Here is a 20525-nt window from a genome sequence, read left to right on the forward strand (position 1 = left end):
CCCGTGGACGTCGAGGCGCTGAAGGAGACGTGGGCGAAGGTCGCCGCCTCGGGTGACGAGGTCCCGCACTTCTTCTACTCGCACCTGTTCCTGTCCCACCCCGAGACCCGGCCGCTCTTCCCCATCTCCATGGCCTCCCAGCGCGACAAGCTCGTCGGCGCCCTGGGCCAGGTGGTGAGCAACGTCGACCAGCTCGACGAGGTGGTCCCCTACCTCCAGCAGCTCGGTCGCGACCACCGCCGCTTCGAGGCGGTCTCCGACCACTACCCCGCGGTCGGCGCCTCCCTGCTGGCGACCCTGGCGCACTTCCTGGGCCCCGACTGGACGCCGGCGGTCGCCGCCGACTGGGCCGCCGCCTACGGGGTCGTCGCCAAGGTGATGGTCGAGGCCGCCGAGGAGTCCGAGGCCACCACGCCGGCGTCGTGGAGGGCCGAGGTCGTCGCGGTCGAGCGCCGCACCCTCGACGTCGCGGTGCTGCAGGTGCGGCCGGAGGAGCCCCTGCCCTACCGCCCCGGGCAGTCCGTGGCCGTGGAGGTGCCCTCGCGGCCGCGGCTGTGGCGCTACTACTCCCCCGCCAACGCCCCCCGCCGCGACGGCACGCTCGAGCTGCACGTGCAGCTCGTGGCGGGCGGGCAGGTGAGCACGAGCATCGTGCGCACCCTGCGCACCGGGGACGTGGTGCGGCTCGGCGCCGCCATCGGCGACCAGCTGGTCCTGCCCGAGCGCGAGCGCCCCGACCTGCTGCTCGTCGCCGGCGGCACGGGCCTGGCGCCGATGCGCGCCGTCGTGGAGCAGCTCGCCGCCGAGCGCCGCACCAGCGGCGACGGGCCGCGCGTCCACCTCTTCCACGGCGCCCGGATGCCGTGGAACCTCTACGAGGGCGACCTCTTCCGCCGCCTCGCCGCGGAGGAGGCCTGGTTCGACTACACCGAGGTCGTCTCCGACGACCCCTCCTACCCGGGCACGCAGGGACTGGTGGGCACCGTCGCCGCGCGCAGCCTGCTCTGGCAGGGACGCACCACGATGGTCTGCGGCACCGAGCCCATGGTCGCGTCCACCGTCGAGGCGCTCACCACGCTCGGGGCGCACCCCGACCACGTCCGCTACGAGCAGTTCACCACCGTCCTGTCCGGCCCCACCGCGGACGAGCCCCGGGAAGCAGGAGACGCACCGTGACCGACCTGTCCACCGACCCGTCGACGGCCACCGCGCCCCAGGTCGCGTCCGCGCACGCGATCCGCACGGCCGTCTTCGCCCGCTCGCGCCACGGCCTCGACGAGCGGGAGGTGCGCGCCTACCTCGACCGCCTCGCCATGGAGGTCGAGGCCGCCTCGTCCGAGCGCGGACGCCTGCGCACCGAGGTCGCCGAGCTGCGCGAGGAGGTCGCCCGCCTGCGCTCCGAGCGCGAGCCGGACGACGAGCAGATCCGGCAGGAGATCAGCGTGCGGGCGGTGGAGCTGCTCAGCCGCGCCCAGCAGGCGGCCGACGACGCCGTCGCCGAGGCCGAGCAGTACGCCCGCGACCTCGTGATGACGGCCCGCGAGCAGTACCGCGACGTGCTGCACCGGGCCCAGGAGGCGGCCGCCGAGACCGCCCGCGAGGTGCCCGAGGCCGACGCCGGCGCCGCCACCGGGTACGTCCGGCCGGTGCCCGAGGTGGAGTACGTGCGCACCTACGCCCGCGTGGCGCAGGTGCAGCTGCGCTCGGTGCTCGACGCGCTGACCGCCGAGGTCGACAAGCTCGGCGAGCTGCCCCAGCTGGGCGGCGCCCCCCGGCGCGCGCGCACCGACGAGCACGAGCTCGTCCCGGCGCCGGCCGCGCGCTGGCTGCCGGACCTGGCCGACGCGCGCGACGGGCAGGACGCCGAGCAGGGCGGCGCGGAGCCGGAGGCCGGCGCCCCCGAGCGCTGAGCGGTGTGCGCCGGCGCGCTCGGCCTGAGCCACGGGCAGCGTCCCGGAGCCGACCGGGGCCGGTAGCGTCGCGCGGCGTGAGCAGCACAGCACCGGCCCCGGTCACCGCCGCCGACGTCGAGCGCGCGGCCGTGCGGCTCGACGGCGTCGCCGCGCGCACGCCGCTGCAGCGCAACGCCCGCCTGTCGGAGCGCACCGGCGCGGAGGTCTACCTCAAGCGCGAGGACCTCCAGCCGGTGCGCTCGTACAAGCTGCGCGGGGCGTACAACGTCATCGCCCAGCTCGACGCCCGCGAGCGGGCGCTGGGCGTGGTGTGCGCGAGCGCCGGGAACCACGGCCAGGGCGTCGCCTTCGCGTGCCACCTGCTCGGCGTCCGGGGCCGGATCTTCGTGCCGCGCACGACGCCGCGGCAGAAGCGCGACCGGATGACCGCGCTGGGCGGCTCCGCCCTCGAGCTCGTCGTCACCGGCGACAGCTACGACGACGCGGCGGCCGCGGCCCTGGCCGAGGCGGCGGCGACCGGCGCGGTGCTCGTGCCGGCCTTCGACGACGCCCGGACCATCGCCGGGCAGGGCACCGTCGCCCTCGAGGTGGCCGCGCAGGTCGAGGCCCTGGGCCGCTCGCTCGACCTGCTCGTGGCCCCGGTCGGGGGCGGCGGGCTGCTCGCCGGCACGGCCGCCTGGGCCCGCGAGCGGCGCCCGGGCTGGCGCCTCGTCGGGGTGGAGCCGCGCGGGGCGGCGTCGATGGCCGCCGCCCTGGCCGCCGGGCGCCCGGTGCCGCTGGAGCACCTGGACTCCTTCGTCGACGGCGCCGCGGTGCGGACCTCCGGCGTCCTGACCACCGCGCTGGTCGCGGCCTGCGGCGCGCAGGTCACCAGCGTCGACGAGGGGCGCCTGTGCACCGAGCTGCTCGCGCTCTACCAGACCGACGGCGTCATCGCCGAGCCCGCGGGCGGCCTCGCGAGCGCCGCGCTGGGCGACGGCGTCCGCCCCGAGCCCGGCTCGACCGTGGTCTGCGTGCTCTCCGGCGGCAACAACGACGTGAGCCGGTACGCCGAGATCCTCGAGCGCTCCCTCGTGCACGAGGGGCTCAAGCACTACTTCCTCGTCGAGTTCCCCCAGGAGCCCGGGGCCCTGCGCCGGTTCCTCGACGAGGTGCTCGGCCCCGACGACGACATCGCGCTGTTCGAGTACGTCAAGCGCTCCACCCGCGAGACCGGCCCGGCCCTGGTCGGGATCGAGCTGGGGTCGGCCGCCGACCTGCCCGGGCTGCTGGAGCGCCTGGCCGGCTCGGGCCTGGCCGTCGAGCGCGTGCGGCCCGACGACCCGGCGTTCCGCTTCCTCCTCTGACCGGCGGCTCGCCCCCTCACCCCTCCTGGGGCTCGCGGGCCACCCGGTGCTGGGCCGCCTGCGCGCGCGGGCGCACCACGAGCAGGTCGATGTTGACGTGGTGCGGGCGCGAGAGCGTCCAGGCGACGCAGTCGGCGATGTCGTCGGCGGTCAGCGGCTCGCGCACCCCGGCGTAGACGGCGTCCGCCTTCTCCTTGTCGCCGCGCATGCGCTTGAGGGAGAACTCCTCGGTGGCGACCATCCCGGGGGCGATCTCGATCACCCGCACCGGCTGTCCGACGAGCTCCAGGCGCAGCGTCTGGGCGATCACGGACTCGGCGTGCTTGGCGGCCACGTAGCCGCCGCCGCCCTCGTACGGCGTGCGCGCCGCGGTCGAGCTCATCACGAGGACGTCGCCGCGGCCGCTGGCCCGCAGCGCCGGCAGCAGCGCCTGCGTGACCCGCAGCGTGGCGAGGACGTTGACGTCGAACATCGCCTGCCAGTCGGCCGCGTCGCCGTCCTCGACCCGGTCCGCTCCCACCGCGCCGCCGGCGTTGTTGACGAGCGCGTGGCACTCCCCCGCTGCGGCGGCCACGCGCGCGACGTCGTCCGGCTGCGTCACGTCGGCGACGCAGACCTCGCAGCCGGTCTCGGCGGCGAGCGCCTCCAGGCGCTCGCCGCGGCGCGCCACGGCGAGCACCGACCAGCCGTCGGCGCGCAGGCGCCGCACCGTCGCCGCCCCGATGCCCGAGCTCGCGCCCGTGACCACTGCCCGCAGGGCGCTGCCCGCCGTTCCGTCCACCGCGTCGTCCATCCCGGCATCCCACCACGGCCGACCGGCGGTGCGCCGAACGGAGCGTCGCGATCACCGCCGACGGCCGCCGCGTGCTGTTCTACTCCGAGCGCGCCGACCTCGTGGCCGCCGACCGCAACGGCGCCGCGGACCTGTTCAGCAAGGACCTCGACACCGGGGCCGTGGTGCGGGTCTCGGCGACCGCCTCGGGCGCGGACCTGGGCCGCACCGTGCAGGGGCCCGCCCTCGCCGTGACCCCCGACGGCCGCTACGCCCTCTTCCCCGCACGCACCTCCACGGGCCCGCTGGCGCTGCTGCGCAAGGACCTCCTCACCGGGGAGGTGCGCGTGCTCTCGGTCGGGCGCACAGCGGCCGGCGCAGCGGTGGAGGTCGCCGTCTCGCGCGACGCCGGGGACGTGGCGATCAGCGACGACGGTCGCTACGCCGTCTTCGGCACGGCCGCCCGGATCACCACGACGACGCCCGGGGCGCTGGGGAGCGCCCCCCTCGCCCACCGCGTCGACGCGGACACCGGCACGGTCGTGGCGCTGGGGTCGGGCCAGAGCGACGCGTGGGAGCACCAGCTGGCGCTGGACCGCACGGGTCGCTACGCCTTCTTCTCCACCGCCGCCGCAGCGCTGCCGCAGGACACCAACGGCCGCACCGACCACTACCGGCGCGACCTCCAGACCGGCGCCCTGGTGCTCGTCACCTCCGACGCCGCGGGATCGGTGACGCCCGGGGCGCCGGGGGCGACGACCCCGGCGGAGTACGGCCCGCTCGTGGTGCTCACCGCGGACGCCGTCCTGGTCGCCACCGCGCAGGCCCTGCTGCCCGAGGACGGCAACGGCGTCCGCGACCTCTACGCGAAGGACCTGGTCACCGGGAGGGTCACCGCGACGCTGCCGTGAGCGCGGCGGCAGTCTGGGAAGATGGCGCCATGTCCGCTGATCACCCCGCCTCCGCCGCGCCGAGCGCCGGCGCCCGCGTGCCCGACCGCCCCAGCCTCGACGGGCTGGAGGCGAAGTGGGACGCCGCGTGGAGCGAGCAGGGCACCTACGCCTTCGACCGCACCGCGACCCGCGAGCAGGTGTTCTCCATCGACACCCCGCCGCCGACGGTCTCCGGCTCGCTGCACGTCGGGCACGTCTTCAGCTACACCCACACCGACGTCGTCGCGCGGTTCCAGCGGATGCGCGGGCGCGAGGTCTTCTACCCGATGGGCTGGGACGACAACGGGCTGCCCACCGAGCGCCGGGTGCAGAACTACTTCGGCGTCCGCTGCGACCCGTCGCTGCCCTACGAGGGTGACGACTACACGCCGCCGGAGAAGCCGGACCCCAAGCGGCAGGTGGCGGTCAGCCGGCCCACGTTCATCCGGCTCTGCGAGCAGCTCACGGGCGAGGACGAGAAGGTCTTCGAGGCGCTGTGGCGCAGCGTCGGGCTGAGCGTGGACTGGTCGCACATGTACACGACCATCGGCGCCGACGCCCGCGCCGTGGCCCAGCGCGCGTTCCTGCGCAACCTCGCCCGCGGCGAGGCCTACCAGGCCGAGGCGCCGGGCTTGTGGGACGTCACCTTCCAGACCGCCGTCGCCCAGGCCGAGCTCGAGGCGCGCGACTACCCCGGGCACTACCACCGGGTCGCGTTCGCCCGCGGTGGCGGCGACCCCGTCGTCATCGAGACCACCCGCCCCGAGCTCCTGCCCTCCGTCGTGGCGCTCGTCGCCCACCCCGACGACGAGCGCTACCAGGCGCTGTTCGGCACGACGGTCACCTCGCCGCTGTTCGGCGTCGAGGTGCCGGTGCTCGCGCACCCCCTGGCCGAGCCGGACAAGGGCGCAGGCATCGCCATGTGCTGCACCTTCGGCGACCTCACCGACGTCACCTGGTGGCGCGAGCTCGACCTGCCGACCCGCTCGGTCGTCGGGCGCGACGGGCGCCTGTCCCGCGACGTCCCCGCCTGGCTGGAGGGCGGCTCGGGCGAGGCCCTGTACGCCGAGCAGCTGGCCGGGACGACGACCCACACCGCCCGCGAGCGGGTCGTCGTCGCGCTGCGCGAGGCCGGGGCGCTGCTCGGCGACCCGACGCCGACGACCCGCAAGGCGAACTTCTACGAGAAGGGCGACAAGCCGCTCGAGATCGTCGCCAGCCGCCAGTGGTACCTGCGCAACGGCGGCCGTGACGCCGGCGTCCGCGAGGAGCTGCTCGCCCGCGGCCGTGAGCTGCGCTTCGTGCCCGAGTACATGAGCCACCGCTACGCGGACTGGGTCGAGGGCCTCAACGGCGACTGGCTGGTCAGCCGGCAGCGCTTCTTCGGCGTGCCGTTCCCGGTCTGGTACCCCCTCGACGCCGACGGCGCGCCCCGCTACGACGCCGCGATCGTCGCCGACGAGGCGTCGCTGCCGGTCGACCCGTCGTCGGAGCCCGCGCCCGGCTACGACGAGTCGCAGCGCGGCGTCCCGGGCGGCTTCACCGGCGACCCCGACGTCATGGACACCTGGGCGACGTCCTCCCTGACCCCGCAGATCGTCACCGGCTGGGAGCGCGACCCCGACCTGTTCGCGCGCACCTTCCCGATGGACGTGCGCCCGCAGGCCCACGACATCATCCGCACCTGGCTGTTCTCCACGGTCGTGCGCAGCCACCTCGAGCACGGGACGCTGCCGTGGCGGACCGCGACGATCTCCGGCTTCGTCGTGGACCCGGACCGCAAGAAGATGTCGAAGTCCAAGGGCAACGTCGTCGTCCCCACCGACATCCTCGAGAAGTACGGGGCGGACGCCGTCCGCTGGCGCGCGGCGTCGGCCCGCCCGGGCACGGACACGCCCTTCGACGAGGCGCAGATGAAGGTCGGCCGGCGCCTGGCGATCAAGGTGCTGAACGCCAGCAAGTTCGTGCTCGGCACGCTCCCCCAGGGCGCCTCGGCCGAGGACGTGCCCGGCCCCGAGGCCGTCGCGGTGGCCCTCGACCGGAGCATGCTCGCCGCGCTGGCCGCGACGGTGGAGGAGGCCACCGCGGCCTTCGAGTCCTACGACTACACGCGCGCCCTGGAAGCCGCCGAGCGGTTCTTCTGGACCTTCTGCGACGACTACGTCGAGCTCGTCAAGGACCGCGCCTACGGCGGGCTGGGCGAGGCGGGGGCAGCCTCCGCGCAGGCCGCCCTGGCCCTGGCGCTCGACGTCCAGCTGCGCCTGCTGGCCCCCTTCCTGCCCTTCGCGACGGAGGAGGTCTGGTCGTGGTGGCGCTCCGGGTCGGTGCACCGCAGCGCGTGGCCGAGCGCCGAGCCCCTGCGGGCGGCCGCCGCCGGCACGCAGCCGGTGGAAGTGGCCTCGGTCGCCGAGGCGCTGGCCGGAGTGCGCAAGGCCAAGTCGGAGGCCAAGGTCTCCATGCGGACGCCGGTCGAGCGCCTGGTGATCAGCGCGCCCCCCGCGGTCGTCGCCCACCTGGAGGCCGCCGCCGGCGACCTGCGCGCCGCGGGCCACATCGAGGACCTCCAGCTGACCGAGGGTTCCGGCGAGGAGATCGCCGTCCGCGACGTCACCCTGGCGCCCGCTCCCGCCTGACCCTCGCGGCGCCCCCGCGGCGCTCCCGACCGGGGACGCGCAGCAGTGCGATCGAGCCCGATCAGCGCTGCTCCGCGTCCCCGGTCGCTCGCGGGCTGAGCTGCAGACGGCGCACCTCGCGCACGCGCCACGCCTGCTCGCGGCAGCCCGCTGGGTCCTGCACGAGGCGGCGGTGCGGGAACCGGACGGTGAGGATCCCGGCCTCGGCCACCAGCGCATCGCGAGCCAGGTCGCGCTCCCGGTCGCGCGGGCTGTCGTGGTAGGCCCGGCCGTCCAGCTCGACGGCCAGCTGCGCGGAACGGTCGAACAGGTCGAGGTGCACGCTCCCGCGGGCCGTCCTCAGCGGCACCTGGCGCTCCCAGGCAGCGAACCGCGGCCCCGTGAACACCTCCTGGTGGCCCCACAGCTCCAGCTCGCTGTGGCACCCGAGCTCCAGCAGCGACAGCAGGGCGGTCAGCTCCCGGCGTCCGGCCAGCCGTGGGTGGGCAGCCAGCTCACCCCTCAGCCGAGCGGGGGTCGTGAGCCGTCGGCGCACCGCCACGACCGCCGGCGCCCTCTGGGCGTCGTGGCGCAGCAGCGGCCACGCCTCCACGACCGCCCGCTCGAGGGTGACCACGGGCACCCCGGACCGCACCCGAGCGGCTCCCGGGTGGCGGGTGCGGTGCACCTGCACCGCGACGGCCGTGCCGCCCGCCGTCCGCGGCCGGCGGGCGTGGCCGACGGTGACGTCCACGACCTGCCGCTCCGGCGCTGGCAGGTCCCACAGGCGCAGCGCGCTGAGGTGGCTCACCACGGCGTCGGGACCGGCGTAGGTGGTGGCGGCGCAGCAGCGGACCAGCCACGCGTCCGCAGCAGCGGGGTCGACGTAGGTGCGCGGCAGCACCCGTTCGAGCCGGCCGCTGCGCGCCGCCCAGTCCACGGCCTGCGCGCTCGTCGCCGCCGTCAGCTCGGAGCGGTCAGCCACGCCGCCGCGACGCCTGAGCTCCTCGGCCGCGCGCGATCGCACGTGCTGACGCTCGCCGCGACGGCGCCGTGCGTCAGCTCCTGAGGCGGCGGCTGTGGACGGCGCGACGCCGAAGAGGGCTGTGGGCGGGAAGGCGCGGTCTTCGACCGGGGACGCTCAGCCTCGTGATCCGGCCCGATCCGGACAGCAGGACGTCCCCGGTCGCCGGGGGCGAGCGGGGACGTCTGCGGAGCGGGTCAGGCGGACTTGTCGCGGCGCTCGCGCTTGGCGCGCGTGGTCTCGGCCTTGTCCTTGGGCACCAGCGTCGGGTTGACGTTCTTGAGCACCACGTCGCGGGAGACGACCACGCGGGCGACGTCGTCCCGGCTGGGGAGGTCGAACATCACCGGCCCGAGCACCTCCTCCATGATCGCGCGCAGGCCGCGGGCGCCGGTGCCCCGCAGGATGGCCTGCTCGGCGATCGCCTGGAGGGCGTCGTCGGAGAACTCGAGCTCGACGCCGTCGATCTCGAACATCCGCTGGTACTGCTTGGCCAGGGCGTTGCGCGGCTCGGTGAGGATCCGCACCAGGGCCTCGGCGTCGAGGTTCTCGACCGTGGTGATGACCGGGAGGCGGCCGATGAACTCGGGGATGAGCCCGAACTTCAGCAGGTCCTCGGGCATGACCTTGCCGAACATGTCGGGCAGGTCCGAGCGGCTGTTGAGCGCCGCCCCGAAGCCGATGCCCTTCTTGCCCATGCGGCCGGAGATCATCTCGTCGAGCCCGGCGAAGGCCCCGCCCACGATGAACAGCACGTTCGTCGTGTCGATCTGGATGAACTCCTGGTGGGGGTGCTTGCGCCCGCCCTGCGGCGGCACGCTCGCGGTCGTGCCCTCGAGGATCTTCAGCAGCGCCTGCTGCACGCCCTCGCCCGAGACGTCCCGCGTGATCGAGGGGTTCTCGGACTTGCGGGCGATCTTGTCGACCTCGTCGATGTAGATGATGCCCGTCTCGGCCTTCTTGACGTCGTAGTCAGCGGCCTGGATGAGCTTGAGGAGGATGTTCTCGACGTCCTCGCCGACGTAGCCGGCCTCGGTCAGCGCCGTCGCGTCGGCGATGGCGAACGGGACGTTGAGCATCTTGGCCAGGGTCTGCGCGAGGTAGGTCTTGCCGCAGCCGGTCGGGCCGATGAGCAGGATGTTCGACTTGGCGATGTCGATCGGGTCTTCGACCTTCTTCGCCGGGTCGGAGGCCTGGATCCGCTTGTAGTGGTTGTAGACCGCGACCGACAGCGCCCGCTTGGCCGCCTCCTGGCCGACGATGTACGTCTCGAGGAACTCGAAGATCTCGCGGGGCTTGGGCAGCTCCACCAGGCCCAGCTCGCTGGCCTCGGCCAGCTCCTCCTCGATGATCTCGTTGCACAGGTCGATGCACTCGTCGCAGATGTACACGCCTGGGCCGGCGATGAGCTTCTTCACCTGCTTCTGGCTCTTCCCGCAGAAGGAGCACTTGAGCAGGTCCGCGCCGTCCCCGATGCGTGCCACGCGAGCAGTCCTTCCTCGTCGGTCCCGCCGGCGCGGCACCTGGTCCCCATGGAACACCACTGACAGGGAACTGTCAGCGGGTCCGGAGAGGAGGCGGGATCTTTCCCGCCTCCTCTCCGTCGAGCGGTGTCAGCTCGCGGTCAGCGCGCTGGCCTTGCGGCTCTCGAGCACCTGGTCGACCAGGCCGTAGTCCTTGGCCTGGGCGGCGGTGAGGATCTTGTCGCGCTCGATGTCGAGGCGGACCTGCTCCTCGGTGCGACCGGTGTGGTGCGCCAGCGTCGACTCCAGCCAGGAGCGCATCCGCAGCACCTCGGCGGCCTGGATCTCGATGTCCGAGGCCTGGCCGAAGTCGCCCGAGGCGGCCGGCTGGTGGATGAGCACGCGGGCGTTGGGCAGCGCCAGGCGCTTGCCCGGTGCCCCCGCGGCCAGCAGCACCGCCGCCGCCGACGCCGCCTGCCCGAGGCAGACGGTCATGATGTCGGGGCGGATGTACTGCATGGTGTCGTAGATCGCCGTCAGCGCCGTGATGGAGCCGCCGGGCGAGTTGATGTACAGCGTGATGTCGCGGTCGGGGTCCTGGGCCTCGAGCACGAGCAGCTGGGCCATGACGTCGTCCGCCGAGGCGTCGTCGACCTGGACGCCCAGGAAGATGACGCGGTCCTCGAACAGGCGCGTGTAGGGGTCCTGCCGCTTGAACCCGTAGGGGGTGCGCTCCTCGAACTGCGGGAGGATGTAGCGGCTGGACGGCGTGGCCACGGTCGCACCGACCGGGCGGATCAGGTCGCTCATGAGGTCTCCTCGTGAAGTGGTGGGCGACCGGTCAGGCGACGTCGGTGCCGCCGCCGTCGGCGACGTCCCGGGCGCTGGTGACCACGTGGTCGATGAAGCCGTACTCCAGGGCCTCGGCCGCGGTGAACCAGCGGTCGCGGTCGTTGTCCTTGTTGATCTGCTCGACCGTCTGGCCGGTCTGCTCAGCCGTCAGCTGGGTCAGCGTGCGCTTCATGCTGAGGATGAGCTCGGCCTGGATCGCGATGTCGCTGGCCGTGCCGCCGATGCCGCCGGAGGGCTGATGCATCATGATCCGCGCGTGCGGGGTGGCGTAGCGCTTGCCCTTCGCGCCCGAGGCCAGGAGGAACTGGCCCATCGAGGCCGCGAGGCCCATGCCGACGGTGGCGACGTCCGGCTGCACGTACTGCATCGTGTCGTAGATCGCCATGCCCGCGGTCACGGAGCCGCCGGGCGAGTTGATGTAGAGCCAGATGTCCTTCTCGGGGTCCTCCGCGGCCAGCAGCATCATCTGCGCGCAGATGGCGTTGGCGTTCTCGTCGCGGACCTCCGAGCCCAGCCAGATGATGCGCTCCCGCAGGAGGCGCTGGTAGATGTGCTCGTCGAGCCCCATCGGGGACCCGCTGCCCGTGCGCGCCGCGGGGGCGCTGGCGTCCGGCCGGTGATCGCTCACGGTCGTTGCTCCATCCATCCGGGCCGGTGCTCCGGCCTTCCTGCGCCGGAGTCCTCGGTGGGACGCCGGCCTCACCGACCCTAGCGTCGGGGAGGGGGCCGACCATCCCGGGCGCGACCGCTGTTCGCTGACGGCGCAGGCTCTCGCCCGCGCCGTCAGCGGACGGCTCAGGCCTCGGTGGGGGCCTCGGCGGGAGCCTCGTCAGCGGCGGCGGCCTTGGGCTTGCGGGCGCGGGTGGTCTTCGGCTTGGCCGGAGCCTCCTCGCCGTCGGCCGGAGCGGCGTCGGCGTCGTCCGCCGCGGCGGCCTTCGGCTTGCGGGCGCGGGTGGTCTTCGGCGCCGTCGCGACCTCGGGCGCGGCCTCCTCGACGGGGGCGTCGGCCACGACCTCGGCCACCGCGTCCTCGGCGGCAGCGGCGTCCGCCGGCACGGCGTCCGAGGGGACCTCCGCGGCGGCGTCGGCCTCCGCGGCCTCGGCGGCGTCGACGACGGCGTCCTCCTCGACCTCACCGAGGTCGACGACGTTGCCCGAGGCGTCGGTCACGGTGACCTTCTCGAGCACCGCGGCGAGGGCCTTGCGGCGCGCGACCTCGGCGACCAGGGCCGGCACCTGGCCGGCCTGGTCCATCGCCTGGGCGAAGGCCTGCGGGTCCATGCCGTAGCGGGGGGCCTGGGCGACGATGTACTCGATCAGCTCGGGCTGGGCGACGGTGACCTGCTCGGCCTCGGCCACGGCGTCGAGCAGGAACTGCGTGCGCAGCGCCTTGCGGGTCTCCTCGTCGACCTCGGCGCGGTGGGTGTCGTCCTCCAGCCGGGACTCGTTCTCCAGGTGGCGGTGGACCTCCTCGGCCACGACGCCCTCGGGCACCGGGACCTCGACGGTCTCGAGCAGCACCTCGAGGAGCTTGTCGCGCGCCTGCACGCCCTGCTCGAACTCCTTGTTCCCGGCGGCCTTCTCGCGCAGGTCGGCCTTGAGCTCGTCGAGGGTGTCGAACTCGCTGGCCAGCTGGGCGAACTCGTCGTCGGCCTCGGGCAGCTCGCGGACCTTGACCGACTGCACGGTCACGGTGACCTCGGCGTCCTCGCCGGCGTGGTCGCCGCCGGCCAGCGGCGCGGTGAACGTGCGGGTCTCGCCGGCGGTCGCGCCCTCGAGCGCCTCGTCCAGGCCCGGGAGCATGGTGCCGAGGCCGACCTCGTAGGAGACGCCGGTGGCGGTGTCGATCTCCTCGTCGCCGATCGCGGCGCGGAGGTCGAGGGAGACGAAGTCGCCGGTGGTCACGGCGCGCTCGACGCCGACCAGGGTGCCGAAGCGCACGCGCAGCTGCTCGAGCTCGGCGTCGACGTCGGCGTCGGACACCACGGCGTCGTCCACCTCGATGGAGATGGCCGAGAAGTCCGGCAGCTCGATCTCCGGGCGGACGTCGACCTCGGCGGTGAAGACGAGCTCACCGCCCTCGGGGCCCTCGTCGGGGACGTCGGTGACGTCGACCTGCGGCTGGCCCACCGGGCGCAGCGAGGTCTCCTGGACGGCCTGCTGGTAGAAGCCCGGCAGGGCCTCGTTGATCGCCTCCTGCAGCACCATGCCGCGCCCGAAGCGCTGGTCGATGACGCGCGGCGGCACCTTGCCCTTGCGGAAGCCCGGCACCTGCACCTGCCCGCCGATGGTGCGGTAGGCGGCGTCCAGGCTCGGCTTCAGCTCGGCGAAGGGCACCTGCACGGTGAGCTTCACCCGCGTCGGGTTGAGGGTCTCGACGTCGCTCTTCACAGCAGGGTTCTCCAGGTGGGTCTCGGGTCGGGGCGGGGCAGGGCGCCTCGCTCACGCGCGGCACGCGGCGCGACGGGGCGCCGTTCCTGCGGTCGATGCTATCGCCGCCGCTGCGCGGGGCCGTCCGGTGGACGGCGCGCCAGGGCGCCACGCCGGGGCGCACCGCCCGGCGGGCGGGCGCACAGCGGTTCCGTGCTGTCGGGGTACCCGGATTCGAACCGGGGGCCTTCCGCTCCCAAAGCGGACGCGCTACCAAGCTGCGCCACACCCCGCGGGCCGCTGGTCGTGCTGCGGCCCCGTCGGAGGCTAGTCGCTCAGCGCGCCCTGCGGCCCTTGGTACCGTGAGCCCCGCGGGGCCGCAGGGCCCCGATGCGGGTGTAGCTCAATGGTAGAGCCCCAGTCTTCCAAACTGGCTACGCGAGTTCGATTCTCGTCACCCGCTCCCTGCACCGTCCTCGAGGACGGCGGCTCCCCCTCCCCCGACGCCCTCGGCGCCCGGCGGGCCGTGTCGTGGCCGCCGCGCCGCTGGCCGTTGACCCGGGCACCCCCCGGTGCCAGCCTGGCGTGGCTTCCAGTGGCGGGACCGCGGGTCACGGCGAGCGCCGGTCCCTCACCGTCGAGGCACCGCGCCGACCCGCGGCCCACCGCACCGGCCGACAGGGGTGACGGCGAGTGCTGGTCCTGATCTGGCCCCTGCGCCGGGCCGCGGCAGCGCCGGTGGAGGGCGACGCGAGCCCCCCGCCGAAGGACCCGCCCGCGGAGTGGGACACCGCGAAGCTGGTGGCCGGTCGCTGCGAGCGCGCTCAGAGCCGCAGGGAGGTCATCCCCCCGTCGACCCTCAGCACGGTGCCGGTGGTGGAGGCGGCCGCCGGCGAGGCGAGGGTCGCGATGGCCGAGGCGACCTCGTCCGCGGAGACCAGGCGACCCAGCGGCTGGCGCTTCCTCAGCGCCTCGGCCGCGGCCTCGGGGTCCTCCGCGGCGCCGAGCAGCCGGGCGACCCAGGGGGTGTCGGTGGTGCCGGGCGCCACGGCGTTGACCCTGATCCCCTCGGCCGCGTGGTCGGCCGCCATGGCCAGGGTGAGCGCCAGCACCGCGCCCTTGCTGGCGCTGTACAGGGCCCGCTGGCGCACGCCGACGAACGCCACGGCCGAGCAGGTGTTCACCACGGCGGCGTGCTGCGAGCGGCGCAGGTGGGGCAGCGCCGCCCGGCTGACCCGGGCGGTGCCGGTGACGTTGACGTCGAGCACGCGCGCCCACTCGGCGTCCTCGTTCTGCCCGACGTCGCCGACCGCGCCGATGCCGGCGTTGTTGACGAGCACGTCGAGGCCGCCGAGCCCGTCGACCACCGCTGCCACGGCCGCGTCGACGCCGGCCGCGTCGGTGACGTCGCACGCCACCGCCAGCGTCCCCTCGGGCGCCCCGGAGGGGTCGCGGTCGAGGACGGCGACCCGGGCGCCGCGCGCCCGGAGCAGGCGCGCGGTGGCCGCCCCGATCCCGCTGGCGCCACCGGTGACGACGGCGACGAGCCCCTCGAAGTCGGTCATGGTGGCGCCCCTCTGCTCAGGTCCGCGGGTCGACGTGGATCTTGGGCCCGGGACCGGCGCCGCGCGGGCGCTCCCCGGCGAGGACGGCGCCGACCTCGTCGAGGCCGACGGTGGCCGCGACGAGCGGCCGCGGGTCCACGGCACCGCTGGCGTAGGCCTCGATCGTCGCGTCGAGGGCCGGGGAGGCCGACAGGACGCCGACCGCCGTGACGTCCTTGAGCGCGAGCTCACGGGTGTCGACGAGGCTGGGCCTGCCCGCCAGGCCGATGTAGACCACGCGCCCCGCCGGCTCGACGAGCTCCAGCGCGCGAGCGGGCAGGTGGGCGGCGTTCGAGGCGTCGACCACGGCGTCGAAGGGCAGGTCCGGGAGCCGGTCCTCCGGCCACACGTGCTCGAAGCCGAGGCTGCGGGGCAGCGCGAGCGACCCCTCGTCGGGCCCCATGAGGTGCACCTCGGCGCCGGACGCCGCGGCGAACATCGCGGCGAGCAGCCCGATGCTGCCCGGACCGAGCACCAGCACGCGGTCGTCGGGCCGCAGGTCCGCCGCCCGCACCGCGCGCAGCGAGTTGCCGCCGGGCTCGACGAGCGCGCCGAGAGCGGCGTCGACGGAGGGCGGGAGCGCGTGCAGGGAGGTGGCCGGGACCGCCACCTGCTCGGCCAGGGCCCCCGGGCGGTCGCCGCGGACCCCGAGCTCCTGCCGCTGCTCGCAGACGTGCTGGTTCCCCCGCCGGCAGCGGCGGCAGACCCCGTCGCCGAGCATCGTGTCCCCCATGACGCGCCGGCCGACCCACGCGGGGTCGACGCCGCGGCCGACCGCCGAGACCGTGCCGGCCCACTCGTGGCCGATCCGCATCGGGTAGGCGGAGTGCCCCTGGTGCAGGTAGGCCATCTCCCCGGTGAAGAGCTCGACGTCGGTGCCGCACACCCCGACGCGCTCGACGTCGACGACGGCCTCCCCGGGGGCCGCCACGGGCGCGGGCACGTCCTGGACCGAGCACTCCCCCGGCCCGGTGAGCACGAACGCCCGCATGGTGGCGGTGCTCACCGCGGGGCCACGACCTGCTGCCGCTGGCTGCCGAGGCCCTCGATGCCGAGCTCGACCACGTCGCCGGGCCGCAGCCAGACCGGAGGCGTCATGCCCATGCCCACCCCGGGCGGGGTGCCCGTGTTGATGAGGTCCCCGGGCTCGAGGACCATGAACTGGCTCAGGTGGTGGACGACCACGTACGGGTCGAAGATCATCGTCGCGGTGCTGCCGGTCTGGCGGCGCACGCCGTTGACGTCCAGCCACAGGTCGAGCGCCAGCACGTCCTCGACCTCGTCTGGCGTGACCAGCCAGGGGCCGGCGGGGTTGAACGTCTCGGCCGACTTGCCCTTGGTCCACTGGCCGCCGCGCTCCATCTGGAAGGAGCGCTCGCTGACGTCGTTGACGACGAGGAAGCCGGCGATGGCCTCCCGGGCGTCCTCGACCGAGTCCAGGTAGCTGGTGCGCCTGCCGATGACGAGGCCCAGCTCGACCTCCCAGTCGAGCTCGGTCGACCCGCGCGGGACGCGCACGTCGTCGTGGGGGCCGACCAGGGTGTTGGGCGACTTGGTGAAGAGGATCGGCTCCTCGGGCACCGCCTGCCCCGTCTCCGCGGCGTGGTCGCGGTAGTTCAGGCCGATGCAGAGGATCTGGTGCGGGCGCGCGATCGGGGCGCCGACCCGCTCGCCCGCCCAGCGCGAGACCCGCCCCGCGGCGGCGCGCTCGGCGACGACCGGGCGGATGCGCTCGACGCCGCCCCCGCCGAAGAACGCCTCGTCGAAGTCGTGGACCACGTCGGAGAGGTCGACGCAGGTCTCGTCGTCGACGCGGGCGACGGGCCTCTCGGCGCCCGGCGCGCCGATGCGCATGAGGTGCACGGTGCGGCTCCAGGGGTCGGCGGCGCGCGGGCCGCGGGATCGAGGCGGGACCGCGAACGTAGACCACTGCGCCGGCGCCTGGAAGGGTGCTGCTCGTGGAGCTGCGCAGCGCCCAGTGGTACGCCGGTGAGGACCGCAACGCCTACATCCACCGGGCGTGGATGCGCCGCGGGGTGCCCGGGTCGGCCTTCGAGGGGCGCCCGCAGATCGCCATCGCGAACACCGCCTCGGACCTGACCCCGTGCAACGCCCACCTCACCGAGGTCGCCGCCTCGGTGAGGAACGGCGTCTACGAGGCCGGCGGCATCCCGCTGGAGCTGCCGGTGGTGTCCCTGGGCGAGACGCAGGTGCGCCCGACGGCCATGCTCTGGCGCAACATGGCCGCGATGGCCACCGAGGAGATGCTCCGGGCCAACCCGATCGACGGCGTGGTGCTGCTGGGCGGGTGCGACAAGACGATCCCCTCGCTGCTCATGGCCGCGTCCTCGGTCGACCTGCCGGCCGTCGTGGTCCCCGGCGGCCCGATGCTCACGGGCACCTTCCGGGGCGTGCCGCTGGGCTGCGGCACCGACGTGTGGCGCCTGAGCGAGGAGGTGCGGGCCGGCACGCTGTCCCAGGCCGACTTCCTCCGGTCGGAGTCGGCGACCATCCGCAGCAAGGGCCACTGCAACACGATGGGCACCGCCTCGACGATGGGCCTGCTCGCCGAGGCCCTCGGCACGGTGCTGCCGGGCACCGCGGGGACGCCGGCCCCGGACAGCCGCCTGCTCGAGGCCGCTCACGCCACCGGCCGGCTGGCCGTGGAGCTGGTGGCCGCCGACCGGCGTCCGAGCACGCTCCTGACCCGCGGCTCCTTCACCAACGCCATCGTGGCGCTGGCCGCCGTCGGCGGGTCGACCAACGCGGTCGTCCACCTCCTCGCCATCGCCGGGCGCCTCGGCATCGACCTGACGCTCGACGACTTCGACCGGATCGGCTCCCGGGTGCCGGTGCTCGTCGACCTGCAGCCGGCCGGCCGCTTCCTCATGGACGACCTGCACCGCGCCGGCGGCCTGCTCGCCGTGCTGCGCGAGGTCCGCGACCTCCTCGACCCGACCGCGCTCACCGTGACCGGCCGGCCGCTGACCGACCACCTGGACGACGCGCCGGTGTGGGACGCCGAGGTCATCCGCCCCCGCTCGGCGCCGCTGGTCGCCGAGGGCGGGATCGCCGTGCTGCGCGGCAACCTCGCTCCCGGAGGGGCGCTGATCAAGCCCGCCGCCGCCTCCCCGCACCTGCTGAGGCACCGCGGCCGGGCCGTGGTCTTCGACTCCGTCGAGGACTTCGCCGCGCGCGTCGACGACCCGGACCTCGACGTCGACGCCGACTCGGTGATGGTGCTGCGCGGGTGCGGGCCGCGGGGCTACCCGGGGATGCCCGAGGTGTCGAACATGCCGCTGCCCAAGAAGCTGCTCGAGGCCGGCGTGCGCGACGTGGTGCGCGTCTGCGACGGGCGGATGAGCGGCACCGCCTACGGCACCGTCGTCCTGCACGTCACCCCCGAGGCCGCCGCCGGGGGGCCGCTCGCCCTCGTGCGCACCGGCGACTGGATCGTCCTCGACGTCGAGGCGCGCCGCATCGACGTCGAGGTGCCCGACGACGAGCTGGCCCGGCGCGCGCCGACCGAGGCCACGACCTCCGCCTTCGCCGCCCCGCGGCGGGGGTGGGAGCGGCTCTACGTCGACCACGTGATGCAGGCCGACACCGGAGCCGACCTCGACTTCCTCGTCGGCTCCAGCGGCTCGGAGGTCAGCCGTGAGTCCCACTGAGGACGGCGCCGACCTGCTCTCCCCCGACGCCGCGCTCCTCGCGGCGCTGGAGGGGGCGGCCCCGGGCGGGGTCGCCGCACGGGCCTCGGACCGGCTCGGCTTCGCCCACGACGCCTCGCACTACCTGCTGGTCCCCCGGGCGGTGGTCGCGCCGCAGGACGCCGGCCAGGTGGCCGCCCTGCTGCGGGCCAGCGCCGCGCAGGGCGTGCCCCTGACCTTCCGGTCGGGGGGCACGAGCCTGTCGGGGCAGGCCACCGGCGACGGGGTGCTCGTCGACGGGCGGCGCCACCTCCGGGACGTCGAGGTGCTCGACGACGGCGCCCGCGTGCGGGTGCAGCCGGGAGCGACCGTGCGCGCCGTCAACACCCGGCTCGCGCGGTACGGCCGCAAGCTCGGCCCCGACCCGGCCAGCGAGGCGGCCTGCACCATCGGCGGCGTCGTGGCCAACAACTCCAGCGGCATGGCCTGCGGCACCGAGCTCAACACCTACCGCACGCTGGAGTCGGCCGTGCTCGTCCTGCCCAGCGGCACGGTCCTCGACACGGGGGCGCCGGACGCCGACGACCGCCTGCGAGCGCTCGAGCCGGAGGTCCACGCCGGCCTCGGCCGGCTGCGCGATCGGGTCCGCGGCGACCCCGCCTCGGTGGCCACGGTCCGGCGGCTGTTCGCCCTCAAGAACACGATGGGCTACGGGGTCAACTCCTTCCTCGACCACACCCGCCCGGTCGACGTCCTGGCCCACCTCGTCGTCGGCAGCGAGGGCACCCTGGCCTTCGTGGCGGAGGCGACGTTCCGCACCGTCCCCGCGCACCCCCACGCCGCCACGGGGCTGCTGCTCCTCCCCGACCTCGCGGCCGCCACCGCCTCCCTGCCGGCCCTGGTCGACGCGGGCTTCGCCACCATCGAGCTGCTGGACGCGACGAGCCTGCGGGTCGCCCAGCGCGACGCGAGGGCCACCGCGGACCTGCGCGCCCTGGCGGTCCACGACCACGCGGCCCTGCTCGTGGAGCACCAGCAGCCCACGACCGAGGCGCTCGACGACCTCGTGGCGCGGACCCCTGCGCTCTTCGGCGCCCTGCCGCTGGCCGCCCCGGCGGCGCTGAGCACGGACGCCGCCGCGCGGGCGGCCCTGTGGCACATCCGCAAGGGCCTGTACGCGGCGGTCGCGGGCGCCCGGCCCTCGGGCACCACGGCGCTGCTGGAGGACGTCGCGGTCCCCGTCGAGGCGCTGCTGCCCACGTGCTCGCAGCTCACCGCGCTGTTCGAGCGCCACGGCTACGCCGGCAGCGTCGTCTTCGGCCACGCCAAGGACGGCAACGTCCACTTCATGCTCACCGAGGACTTCGGCTCGCCCGGCCGCGTGCAGCGCTACCTGGACTTCACCGACGACATGGTGGACCTGGTCCTCGGCCAGGGCGGCACGCTGAAGGCCGAGCACGGCACCGGCCGGATCATGGCGCCGTTCGTGCGCCGGCAGTACGGCGACGTGCTGTACGAGGTCATGCAGGACGTCAAGCGCCTGCTCGACCCGCACGGCCTGCTCAACCCCGGCGTCCTGCTGGAGGAGGGCCCCACCGCGCACCTGGAGCACCTGAAGCCCACCCCGACCGTCGAGGCCGAGGTCGACCGCTGCGTCGAGTGCGGCTACTGCGAACCGGTCTGCCCGAGCAAGGACCTCACCACCACGCCCCGCCGGCGGATCGTCCTGCGCCGCGAGATGGCCCGCGCCCGCGAGGCCGGGGACGCCGCTCTGCTCGCCCGGCTCGAGGACGAGCACCAGTACGACGTCGTCGACACCTGCGCGGCCGACGGCCTGTGCCAGACCGCCTGCCCGGTGCTCATCGACACCGGCGACCTGACCCGCCGGCTGCGCGCCGAGCAGCGGGGCCGGGTGGAGCAGCGGGTCTGGACGACGGCCGCCGGGCACTGGGACGCCGCCACCCGGGCCGCCGGCACCGCGCTCACC

The 20525-nt window shown here is 74.9% G+C and carries 16 protein-coding genes and 2 tRNA genes; 8 read left to right on the forward strand and 10 right to left on the reverse strand.

Going from position 1 to position 20525, the window contains the following annotated elements; all coding sequences use genetic code 11:
- Nucleotides 1–3: 3 nt before the first annotated feature.
- From AC5FZL_RS03260 to ilvA, 3 genes are all read left to right on the forward strand, one after another.
- Nucleotides 4–1176 carry a globin domain-containing protein gene (locus AC5FZL_RS03260; protein ID WP_493617131.1) on the forward strand — a complete coding sequence of 391 codons (1173 nt, stop codon included), beginning with the start codon at nt 4–6 and terminating at the stop codon, nt 1174–1176.
- A complete protein-coding gene (locus tag AC5FZL_RS03265) occupies nt 1173–1910 on the forward strand; it encodes a DivIVA domain-containing protein (RefSeq protein WP_493617132.1) in 738 nt (245 codons plus the stop codon). The genes AC5FZL_RS03260 and AC5FZL_RS03265 overlap by 4 nt, the downstream gene beginning before the upstream one ends.
- Nucleotides 1911–1987: 77 nt before the next feature.
- Complete coding sequence (gene ilvA, locus AC5FZL_RS03270) at nt 1988–3259, forward strand: threonine ammonia-lyase IlvA (protein ID WP_493617133.1); 1272 nt, start codon at nt 1988–1990, stop codon at nt 3257–3259.
- Nucleotides 3260–3275: 16 nt separating this feature from the next.
- Here ilvA and AC5FZL_RS03275 read toward each other — a convergent pair whose 3' ends face one another.
- Complete coding sequence (locus AC5FZL_RS03275; protein WP_493617134.1) at nt 3276–4052, reverse strand: SDR family NAD(P)-dependent oxidoreductase; 777 nt, start codon at nt 4050–4052, stop codon at nt 3276–3278.
- Between the two features lie 71 nt (nt 4053–4123).
- Between AC5FZL_RS03275 and AC5FZL_RS03280 the strand changes: the two genes are divergently transcribed.
- Both AC5FZL_RS03280 and valS read left to right on the forward strand, forming a co-directional pair.
- Complete coding sequence (locus AC5FZL_RS03280; RefSeq protein ID WP_493617135.1) at nt 4124–4942, forward strand: TolB family protein; 819 nt, start codon at nt 4124–4126, stop codon at nt 4940–4942.
- A gap of 29 nt (nt 4943–4971) precedes the next feature.
- The gene (valS, locus tag AC5FZL_RS03285; protein WP_493617136.1) at nt 4972–7596 is read left to right on the forward strand and encodes a valine--tRNA ligase; all 2625 of its coding nucleotides are present in this window, start codon (nt 4972–4974) and stop codon (nt 7594–7596) included.
- A 61-nt stretch (nt 7597–7657) separates the two neighbouring features.
- Here valS and AC5FZL_RS03290 read toward each other — a convergent pair whose 3' ends face one another.
- The 6 genes from AC5FZL_RS03290 to AC5FZL_RS03315 all read right to left on the reverse strand — a co-directional run bounded on the left by AC5FZL_RS03290 (nt 7658) and on the right by AC5FZL_RS03315 (nt 13577).
- Complete coding sequence (locus AC5FZL_RS03290; protein WP_493617137.1) at nt 7658–8560, reverse strand: DUF559 domain-containing protein; 903 nt, start codon at nt 8558–8560, stop codon at nt 7658–7660.
- A 236-nt stretch (nt 8561–8796) separates the two neighbouring features.
- Nucleotides 8797–10083 (reverse strand): ATP-dependent Clp protease ATP-binding subunit ClpX, encoded by a 1287-nt coding sequence (clpX, locus tag AC5FZL_RS03295; protein ID WP_493617138.1) that lies wholly within the window; start codon nt 10081–10083, stop codon nt 8797–8799.
- A 129-nt stretch (nt 10084–10212) separates the two neighbouring features.
- Complete coding sequence (locus tag AC5FZL_RS03300; protein WP_493617139.1) at nt 10213–10872, reverse strand: ATP-dependent Clp protease proteolytic subunit; 660 nt, start codon at nt 10870–10872, stop codon at nt 10213–10215.
- 31 nt (nt 10873–10903) lie between these two features.
- Nucleotides 10904–11482, reverse strand: a complete 579-nt coding sequence (locus AC5FZL_RS03305) for an ATP-dependent Clp protease proteolytic subunit (RefSeq protein WP_493617146.1) — start codon at nt 11480–11482, stop codon at nt 10904–10906.
- A 227-nt stretch (nt 11483–11709) separates the two neighbouring features.
- Nucleotides 11710–13305, reverse strand: coding sequence for a trigger factor (gene tig / locus AC5FZL_RS03310; RefSeq protein WP_493617140.1), 1596 nt, complete (start codon nt 13303–13305; stop codon nt 11710–11712).
- A gap of 198 nt (nt 13306–13503) precedes the next feature.
- A tRNA-Pro gene (locus tag AC5FZL_RS03315) sits at nt 13504–13577 on the reverse strand.
- A 99-nt stretch (nt 13578–13676) separates the two neighbouring features.
- Between AC5FZL_RS03315 and AC5FZL_RS03320 the strand changes: the two genes are divergently transcribed.
- Nucleotides 13677–13747: transfer RNA gene (locus tag AC5FZL_RS03320), tRNA-Gly, on the forward strand.
- A gap of 361 nt (nt 13748–14108) precedes the next feature.
- Here AC5FZL_RS03320 and AC5FZL_RS03325 read toward each other — a convergent pair.
- The 3 genes from AC5FZL_RS03325 to AC5FZL_RS03335 are packed head-to-tail and all read right to left on the reverse strand — an operon-like array spanning nt 14109 to nt 16751.
- Nucleotides 14109–14849 (reverse strand): SDR family NAD(P)-dependent oxidoreductase, encoded by a 741-nt coding sequence (locus AC5FZL_RS03325; RefSeq protein WP_493617141.1) that lies wholly within the window; start codon nt 14847–14849, stop codon nt 14109–14111.
- A 16-nt stretch (nt 14850–14865) separates the two neighbouring features.
- Nucleotides 14866–15879 (reverse strand): zinc-dependent alcohol dehydrogenase, encoded by a 1014-nt coding sequence (locus AC5FZL_RS03330; protein WP_493617147.1) that lies wholly within the window; start codon nt 15877–15879, stop codon nt 14866–14868.
- Between the two features lie 11 nt (nt 15880–15890).
- Nucleotides 15891–16751 (reverse strand): fumarylacetoacetate hydrolase family protein, encoded by an 861-nt coding sequence (locus AC5FZL_RS03335; RefSeq protein WP_493617142.1) that lies wholly within the window; start codon nt 16749–16751, stop codon nt 15891–15893.
- Between the two features lie 95 nt (nt 16752–16846).
- Between AC5FZL_RS03335 and AC5FZL_RS03340 the strand changes: the two genes are divergently transcribed.
- Nucleotides 16847–18559, forward strand: coding sequence for an IlvD/Edd family dehydratase (locus tag AC5FZL_RS03340; protein WP_493617143.1), 1713 nt, complete (start codon nt 16847–16849; stop codon nt 18557–18559).
- On the forward strand, nt 18546–20525 hold a 1980-nt coding region (locus AC5FZL_RS03345), incomplete at its 3' end, for an FAD-binding and (Fe-S)-binding domain-containing protein (protein ID WP_493617144.1). The genes AC5FZL_RS03340 and AC5FZL_RS03345, both read left to right, overlap by 14 nt.

This window comes from Quadrisphaera sp. DVD1 (genome assembly GCF_058932755.1).

Bases quoted from the DNA above. Each gene is read 5' to 3' on its own strand.
- AC5FZL_RS03305 (WP_493617146.1), bottom strand. From the start codon at position 11,482: ATGGGGCTCGACGAGCACATCTACCAGCGCCTCCTGCGGGAGCGCATC.
- AC5FZL_RS03325 (WP_493617141.1), bottom strand. From the start codon at position 14,849: ATGACCGACTTCGAGGGGCTCGTCGCCGTCGTCACCGGTGGCGCCAGC.
- AC5FZL_RS03275 (WP_493617134.1), bottom strand. From the start codon at position 4,052: ATGGACGACGCGGTGGACGGAACGGCGGGCAGCGCCCTGCGGGCAGTG.
- AC5FZL_RS03300 (WP_493617139.1), bottom strand. From the start codon at position 10,872: ATGAGCGACCTGATCCGCCCGGTCGGTGCGACCGTGGCCACGCCGTCC.
- AC5FZL_RS03330 (WP_493617147.1), bottom strand. From the start codon at position 15,879: ATGCGGGCGTTCGTGCTCACCGGGCCGGGGGAGTGCTCGGTCCAGGAC.
- valS (WP_493617136.1), top strand. From the start codon at position 4,972: ATGTCCGCTGATCACCCCGCCTCCGCCGCGCCGAGCGCCGGCGCCCGC.